Raw genomic sequence first — 7,877 nt, 5'->3', positions numbered from 1 at the left:
TGCAAAGGAACTTATTCACTTTAGTTTTGCGTGATTACATTGTAGAAAATCTTACCCATACTTGTGTTGCTTAGTACACATGAATGAAATTTTTTGTCAATGCGTAAGTCCTAGACTTGCTTAATTCCTGTACTCCAACCAGGACAAGTGATTATTCTGGATAACGCCACGTTTCATCATGGAGGACGTATTGCCCAATTGATTGAAGATGCTGGTTGTCAGTTATTGTACTTGCCTCCTTATTCTCCAGACCTCAACCGGATTGAAAAGTGTTGGGCTTCGCTCAAAAGTCGTATTCGTCATTTATTATCTAACTTCTTTGAGTTGCGCTCAGCAATGGAATCCGTTCTCAAATCTTCTGTGTCCTAATACTATTGGCTATTGCTATATATTGCAAATTTTGTTGCGATAAAGTTATATTTATTTACATAAAGTTACAAAAATATAAGAAAGAGGTTTGTGATGGCTATCTTATTTGCAGTATTACTTTTAGGTTGGGTTGCAGCTTCGGTTATAGGTTCTCTTGCTTACTTCTTGGGAGAACAGAAAAAGCCCATCCATGAGCGCAACTGGCGTTCTGAGTCTTTTGAGAAGTTGGCTAAATCGATTACTGGTATGGAAATAGATTACAGCGACCGCGCTCCTGCTTATGCGATGGATGCTTACACCAGCCGGACTCTGCCCCAATAGCAGTAAAATGCTTACACCCATACAAATAAAACCCCCAATTGTTGATATTGGGGGTTTTGCTTTTCATGACAAAAAAGGAAGTCCGAGGCTAACCAAGAAATGAAATTGATTCACTCACAACTCAGCACTCCTTACAAAGGACGGTAAACCCGATAATTAATATTGGGGAAAATGTTATCCATTACCTCGACTTTTTCTAACCAACCACTGTCAAACTTGCCGACTTTGGCATCTTCGTATAGCTTATTAAAACGCATGAGGTGCGATCGCGTCCGTCTCACAGCATAAGGAACCATTGTTCCTGTCCGCATAATAAATGCCCAGTCAGAAGATTGTGCCAATAGCAATTCTCTTGCTGCTTGGTTAAGCGCCCTCCATCCCAACTCATCTTCTGGTTCTAGGGTAGATATTTCGATCATACGTTCAGCCGCTTTGTGCAAATGTGGATAAATCCAAGCATTTGTTTCATTTAACCAATATTCATGGAAACCCTTATAACCCCAGCTTGATTGGGAAGGACGGCAGACTTGTTGTGTCGGTTCATTTCGTAAATAGTCTGCCAGATGAGTCATCGCATAAGTTCCTTGGTCATACCAAGACTTGCGGAACAGGTAATCAATGAACCAAGGCCCTTCATACCACCAATGACCAAACAATTCTGCATCGTAGGGCGAAACAATAATCGGTGGACGCTGCATAATTCCATACAGATGCTCTGATTGACGTTCGCGGTTATACATGAAATTGGCTGCGTGTTCTGCCGCCTTTTCCCTTGCCCAGTAAGGATCATATAGAGCTTTATCTGATAAACCTAAACCGCGCCCTGTAATTTTGTGATACTTAATACCTGTATTTTTACGTTGACCGTTGGGCATGATGTATGGCTTGATATACTCATACTCAGCTTCCCAACCCAAATCTTTATAAAATTCTCGATATTCTGCCGCACCTGGATAACCAACCTCAGAAGACCATACCTGCTGAGAAGATTCATGATCTCGACCAAAAGCCGCAACACCAGTTTCCGTAAAAATTGGTGCATAAGTACCGAACCGAGGACGAGGACGAGCATACAAAATACCATGCCCATCAGTGAGGAAGTAACGTAAACCAGCATCCGCCAACATTCGTTCCAACCCTTCATAGTAGGCGCATTCTGGCAACCATATCCCTTTAGCTGGACGACCAAAAGTTTCTTCATAGTGTTCACAAGCCACCTGAATTTGCGCCCACACCGCTTGGGGATACATTTTCATCAGTGGCAAATAGCCGTGGGTAGCACCACAAGTGATAATTTCTAGGTTGTTAGAATCTTGAAACTGTTTAAAAGCTGTTACCAAATCACCGTTGTAGCGTTCCCACATCTGACGCGCTTCGTTAAACTCAGTGGCGTAGTGTTCAGCTAAGTAACGCAGGTGTCCATTTTGGGCATTACGTTCGGCTTCCAGTTCTATCAGTTCTTCGAGTTGGGCTAAGTGTGCGTCATAGCGTTCTTGCAATAGAGGATCACGGAGCATCGACACAAGAGGCGGTGTCATACTCATAGTAATTTTAAAGTCGATACCGTCTCGCTTTAAGCCCTCAAATACTTTCAATAGGGGAATGTATGTTTCGGTGATGGCTTCATAGAGCCATTCTTCCTCTAGCACGTAGTCACTTTCTGGGTGACGAACGAAGGGTAGATGTGCGTGCAGTACGAGCGCGACGTAGCCGATAGCCATAGTGTTCTGGGGTGATACTTATAAAGTGAAGGTCGAGGGATAAGGGGGAAATTAACAATATTTTAAGACCTTCTGGGGATCGTATCCGACTGACTTGATAAAAGTGATGACTGTTGACTGATGACTGATGAGTGGGGAGTCATGAGTGCTGGCTAAAGTTATTCTCCCTGCCCCCTTCTTAAGTGTCCCTATTCTTCCTCTTGATACAAATCTTGCAAGCCTTGTACTTGAGTGCGTCGGGAGGTGCGGCGATATTTTTTACTTTCTAGTTTAGGTTCGTACTGACTTTGACCTTTGCCTTTGGTTTTGAGCTTCAAGGTAGATTCGGGATCGGCTTGTTGGTAAAGCTGAGTTTGCCGGGCGATCGCATCTCCTAAAAACTCTAGATAATGTTCATATCGTTCCCAATCACCACGCACAGCACAATCTGGCTCGTCTCGATGTAAGCAGTCGTTAAACCGACAACTAGCAACCGCTAAAAGTTCTCTGGCTTCTGGGAAATAATGTACTAATTCTTCTGGACTACAATCCACATCAGGCTGATTAAATCCCGGCGTATCTGCCAGTAAACCACCGTTGGGTAACTCAAATAATTCCACATGGCGGGTGGTATGACGACCACGAGCCAGTTTACCGGAAACTTCACCCACGCGCAGGTTAATGTCGGGAATCAGAGCATTAATCAAGCTGGATTTACCCACACCAGAAGGGCCAGCAACTACGGTAATTTTATTGCTGAGGTATTTGGCTATTTGGTCAATATTTATCTGATTTTCGACGCTAATAAATAAGGGTTGATAACCCCAAGCTAATAGGCGATCGCTAATTTGTTGCTGTATTTCTGGTGAAACTAGATCGCTTTTATTTAAGCATAAAACTACATCTAGACCTGTGGTTTCCGCCTTCACGAGAAATCGGCTAAGTTGATAGGGTTCGAGGGGTGGGTCAGCCACAGCAAAAACCAGCAGGATTTGGTCAGCATTGGCGATTGGCGGCCTATCTAACTGAGTTTGCCGGGATAGAACATCAGCGATCGCCCCCCGTCCCCCTGCCCAATCTGGCTCCTCTACGACCACGCGATCGCCCACCATCACCTGTTGCCCGATTTTTTTCAACCGGGTTCTGCGAGTACAAAGGAGGAAGGGACTGGGGACTGGTGAGTCAGCGCGGTCTTGGGGGTTTCCCTCATAAGCGACTGACGAACCCCGAAGGGGGGACTGGGGATTGGGGACTGGAGATTGGACATTATCTATTTCTTCCCTACACCCCTGCACCCCTACACCCTTACACCCTTCATCTAGCTGTACTTTGTAAAAATTGGCTTGCACGGCTACAACCGTACCTAATAACTGTCCAGTGGTGAAAACTCTCATTGGGCAGTTACAGGACGGCGGATTAGTAAAGAAAAATAGCCACTACAATCTGTAATTTGTTCTACCTGATAACCTGCCATTGTCAAGCTATCAGGGACTTGCTCAATTGGTTCCCCTGGATCTAACCAGACTTCCAATAATGCTCCTGGGGGCATTTTCTCCAAACGGAGTTTTGTCCGCACAAAATTAATCGGGCAAGGAGTGCCACGCAGGTCAAGTTGAGCATCAGGAGTTGAAACAGAAGAGAGCGTCATTACTTAAACAAATTTCCCAAAAATCCTTCCAGACCACCTTTACCGGTACGGTCTCCCTTAATTTTAGCCAGCTTCTCTAGCAATTCTCTCTCCTCAGGTAGTACTTTAGTGGGGATATCAATTAACACCGTTAACAGATGATCGCCGCGACTGACAGGATTCCCCAAGCGAGGTACACCCCGATTTTCTAGTTTCATCACCGTATTTGGTTGAGTACCTGCCGGAATAATCAACTCCACAGGCCCATCTACGGTGTTCACTTCCAGCCGACAGCCTAAAATTGCTTGCAAGTAGCTAACTTTAATTTCCGAGATGACATTAATGCCATCCCGTTGAAATTCTTCGTCTTCATTGACGAACAGGTATACATACAAATCCCCTGGAGGGCCACCACGTTGACCCGCATCGCCTTCCTGTTGTATGCGTAAGCGCGTACCATTGTCCACACCTGCGGGAATGGTAATTTTTAGTTTTTTGGTAACTTGATTTGTCCCCTTACCATCACAAGCATCACATTTGTCTTCAATTACCATGCCTGTACCATTACAGGTAGGACAAGTGGAGACTTGAGTAAAGCTACCAAAGGGGGTTCTGGTGACGCGGCGGACTTGACCAGAACCGCTACAAGTCGAACAAGTGCGGGGACGGGTTCCTGGTTTTGCGCCTGAACCGCTACAGGTTTCACAGGTTTCTAAATGGGAAATGCGAATTTCCTTTTCCCCACCAAATACCGCTTCTCGAAAGTCTAACTTTAGGTCTAGCCGTAAATCATCACCCCGCGCTGGCCCGCCGCGTCTTCTTTGCTGCGTTGGGCCACCCATACCACCACCAGCAAAACCACTGAAAATACTTTCAAAGATATCGGCGAAACCACCCATATCGCTCATATCTTGGAAGCCGACACCAGCACCTGAAACACCTTCTGGGCCGAAGCGATCGTAACGTGCGCGGGTTTCCGGCTCAGAAAGTACTTCATAAGCACGGTTAATTTCCTTAAAACGCTCTTCGGCTCCCGGTTCTTTATTCACATCAGGGTGATATTTCCGGGCTAGACGGCGGTAGGCTTGTTTGATTTCTTCTTTGTCAGCGTCACGAGCAACGCCTAGAATCTCATAATAGTCGCGGGCCATATAGCAAAGGTAAAGGTTAGGAGGAAGAAAGCAATAGGCAGTAGACACCACAAGGTCAACTTGCCGGGGGCTAGATAGAAGGCAAAGTTAAATTATGTTAATAACTGATTTTACCTTTTACCTTTAACAAAAATCATTAACAAGTCAAGTAATGGGTACTTTCCTCGTAAAACGCAAAAAGCAACCGAAACTGGGAGCAGAGTAACCATAAGTTTGGGCTTTCACCGCTAAGTCGGCTGTCTCTTTTACAATTGTGCTACGTACTACGAGGAAACCCATTGGTGAACTAGAGGGGCTAGCCGCACGATTAGGTGTGGAAAACCCTCCATGTTGGGGACGAAGGATTAGGGACTGGGGACTGGATAAGCGATTCTGCTCTTAAGTTGCATAATTCATCGTGAAGGCTGTTAACGGTTGACTGCTGACGGTTAACGGTCAACCGTCAACAGCCCTTATTAGTAGTTATGCAATTTAGGCGCGTATTAGCTTAATGTATTTACTATAGGATTAATACTTAATTCTTGAAGTTTGTGTAGGCATTGCCCACCACAATCTTGATCAGGTGGGCTACAGATACCTAGATTATTTCAATTATCAAATTATATTCCTATATTTAATTCTCGATACCTGATACTTAATCGCCGCCACCCAATAACTAATCTATCGCTTCATAATCAGCCTGTGCTGTACTTTCATCATCAAAATCAAAGTTGAATTGTGGTATTAAGGTTCCACTGATGGGGTGTTCTATATCTAAAGGTGATGAACCATCAGAAATTACCTCTGCCTCATCATCAGTTTGAGTGTTAGCTCGCTGGTAAACATTAGCACCGATAGAAAAGAGTGTTTGTTGGAAATCATCTAAACATTGTTGAAACTCTTTGAGAGAAATGGCTGGATTAGTCATTACACTCTGAATTTGGGCAACTTTTTCATTGGCTAGAACTTTGATTTCTTCACCAATTAACTCACCATTATCTTTTAAAGTAGATTCATAAATAATCAACAAATTATCTGCTTGATTTTTTAATTCGACCAGTTCTTTACGTCTTCTATCTTCTTCGGCAAAAACTTCTGCTTCTTGCCGCATTCTTTCCACTTCATTGGTACTTAATCCACCAGTATTAGTAATTCTAATACTTTGTTCTCTGCCTGTGCCTTTATCTTGAGCAGCAACTTTGAGAATGCCGTTGACATCAATTTCAAAGGAAACTTCGATTTGTGGGACTCCACGGGGTGCTGGAGGAATACCTGCCAAAAGAAATTTGCCTAAGCTCTTGTTATCCCGTGCCATTGTCCGTTCACCTTGGAGGATGTGGATTTCTACCGAGGTTTGACCATCAACAGCAGTGGAAAATATTTGAGATTTGCTGGTAGGTATTGTGGTGTTACGTTCAATGATTTTGGTGAATACTTCTCCTAAAGTTTCAATCCCTAGAGATAAAGGCGTGACATCTAGTAGTAGGAGATTATCAACTTCGCCACCTAATACCCCAGCTTGAATTGCTGCACCCAGGGCTACGGCTTCATCAGGATTAACCGAACGGTCTGGGGCTTTACCATTAAAAAACTTGATTAAGGCATTCTGCACCGCCGGAATACGGGTAGAACCACCCACCAAAATAATCTTATCTATATCTTGTGGTTTCAGGTCTGCATCTTTGAGGGCTTGAATCATTGGCTGGATGGTAGCTTCAATTAACTGCCCCACCAACTCTTCAAACTTAGAACGACTAAGTTCCATTTCTAGATGCTTGGGCCCAGTTTCATCAGCCGTAATAAAAGGCAAGTTAATTGAGGTACTTGCCATGCTAGAGAGTTCTATTTTGGCTTTCTCGGCTGCTTCTCGTAAGCGTTGCAGCGCCATCTTATCTTGGGCTAGGTCGATTTTTTCTTGTTGTTGGAAGCGTTCAATCATCCAACACACGACACATCCGTCAAAATCATCACCGCCTAATTGATTATTACCACCTGTGGCTTTGACTTCAAATACACCGTCTCCTAATTGGAGGATTGATACGTCAAAAGTTCCACCACCCAAGTCAAAAACTAAAATTAGCTGCTCTTGATCTTGCTTCTCTAATCCAAAAGCTAAAGCCGCAGCCGTTGGTTCATTGATAATTCGTAAGACTTCCAGCCCGGCAATAGTACCAGCATCTTTAGTGGCTTGTCTTTGAGCATCAGTAAAATAGGCAGGTACGGTAATTACTGCTTGTGTAACCGCTTCACCCAAAAAGTTTTCCGCATCCTGTTTGAGTTTTTGCAGAACCATAGCAGATATTTCTTGGGGCGTGTAATTTCGTCCACGAATCTGCACATCAACAGTATCGTCTCGACCTTTGACACAACTATAAGGTACGCGATCGCGTTCTATTTCTGTATCTTCCCAACGACGACCGATAAACCGTTTAATACTAAAAATTGTATTTTCGGCATTAGTTACAGCTTGGCGTTTTGCTAGTTGACCGACCAAGCGATCGCCACTTTTGCCAAACCCCACAATACTTGGTGTGGTTCTTCCGCCTTCAGAATTAGCGATCACTATCGGTTGACCACCTTCCAAAACCGCAACACAACTGTTTGTCGTGCCTAAGTCGATCCCAATAACTTTTCCCATACGTAAATATTTTTACTGAGTGCTTTTGCGCGGACTATATTTTTTTGGGTACGAACTTAGGCTGACTTTAATGTTAGGAAGCTAAGTCAATT

General features: G+C 44.0%; 6 protein-coding genes and 1 pseudogene. 2 read left to right on the top strand and 5 right to left on the bottom strand.

Features of this window, described 5'->3' with window-relative positions; genetic code table 11:
- Positions 1-120: 120 nt before the first annotated feature.
- Both H6G14_RS27345 and H6G14_RS27340 read left to right on the top strand, forming a co-directional pair.
- Positions 121-369: pseudogene (locus H6G14_RS27345) on the top strand (transposase); the annotation flags it as partial.
- Positions 370-462: 93 nt separating this feature from the next.
- Entirely contained in the window at positions 463-690 is a 228-nt protein-coding gene (locus H6G14_RS27340) for a photosystem II protein, Psb35-related (protein ID WP_011317267.1), read from the top strand.
- 131 nt (positions 691-821) lie between these two features.
- On the opposite strand, the gene H6G14_RS27335 is transcribed toward H6G14_RS27340, so the two are convergent.
- From H6G14_RS27335 to dnaK, 5 genes are all read right to left on the bottom strand, one after another.
- Positions 822-2,411 (bottom strand): glycoside hydrolase family 57 protein, encoded by a 1,590-nt coding sequence (locus tag H6G14_RS27335; RefSeq protein WP_190571394.1) that lies wholly within the window; start codon positions 2,409-2,411, stop codon positions 822-824.
- Positions 2,412-2,599: 188 nt separating this feature from the next.
- Positions 2,600-3,784, bottom strand: coding sequence for a small ribosomal subunit biogenesis GTPase RsgA (gene rsgA, locus H6G14_RS27330; RefSeq protein WP_190571393.1), 1,185 nt, complete (start codon positions 3,782-3,784; stop codon positions 2,600-2,602).
- The gene (locus H6G14_RS27325) at positions 3,781-4,038 is read right to left on the bottom strand and encodes a sulfurtransferase TusA family protein (protein ID WP_190571392.1); all 258 of its coding nucleotides are present in this window, start codon (positions 4,036-4,038) and stop codon (positions 3,781-3,783) included. Before H6G14_RS27325 ends, rsgA begins: the two co-directional genes overlap by 4 nt.
- Positions 4,038-5,168: a molecular chaperone DnaJ gene (dnaJ, locus tag H6G14_RS27320; RefSeq protein ID WP_190571391.1), complete on the bottom strand. Its 1,131-nt coding sequence runs from the start codon at positions 5,166-5,168 to the stop codon at positions 4,038-4,040. The genes H6G14_RS27325 and dnaJ overlap by 1 nt, the downstream gene beginning before the upstream one ends.
- A 655-nt stretch (positions 5,169-5,823) precedes the next feature.
- Positions 5,824-7,785: a molecular chaperone DnaK gene (gene dnaK, locus H6G14_RS27315; protein WP_190571390.1), complete on the bottom strand. Its 1,962-nt coding sequence runs from the start codon at positions 7,783-7,785 to the stop codon at positions 5,824-5,826.
- Positions 7,786-7,877: the final 92 nt, after the last annotated feature.

It is taken from the genome of Nostoc parmelioides FACHB-3921 (assembly GCF_014696625.1).
GTDB lineage: Bacteria > Cyanobacteriota > Cyanobacteriia > Cyanobacteriales > Nostocaceae > Trichormus > Trichormus parmelioides.
The sequence above is the reverse complement of the archived record's forward strand: the minus strand, read 5'-3'. Positions and strand labels throughout refer to the sequence as shown.

Excerpts from the sequence above, each read along its gene's own strand:
- dnaJ (WP_190571391.1), bottom strand. The coding sequence starts at position 5,168 with ATGGCCCGCGACTATTATGAGATTCTAGGCGTTGCTCGTGACGCTGAC.
- H6G14_RS27335 (WP_190571394.1), bottom strand. The coding sequence starts at position 2,411 with ATGGCTATCGGCTACGTCGCGCTCGTACTGCACGCACATCTACCCTTC.
- H6G14_RS27340 (WP_011317267.1), top strand. The coding sequence starts at position 463 with ATGGCTATCTTATTTGCAGTATTACTTTTAGGTTGGGTTGCAGCTTCG.
- H6G14_RS27325 (WP_190571392.1), bottom strand. The coding sequence starts at position 4,038 with ATGACGCTCTCTTCTGTTTCAACTCCTGATGCTCAACTTGACCTGCGT.
- dnaK (WP_190571390.1), bottom strand. The coding sequence starts at position 7,785 with ATGGGAAAAGTTATTGGGATCGACTTAGGCACGACAAACAGTTGTGTT.
- rsgA (WP_190571393.1), bottom strand. The coding sequence starts at position 3,784 with ATGAGAGTTTTCACCACTGGACAGTTATTAGGTACGGTTGTAGCCGTG.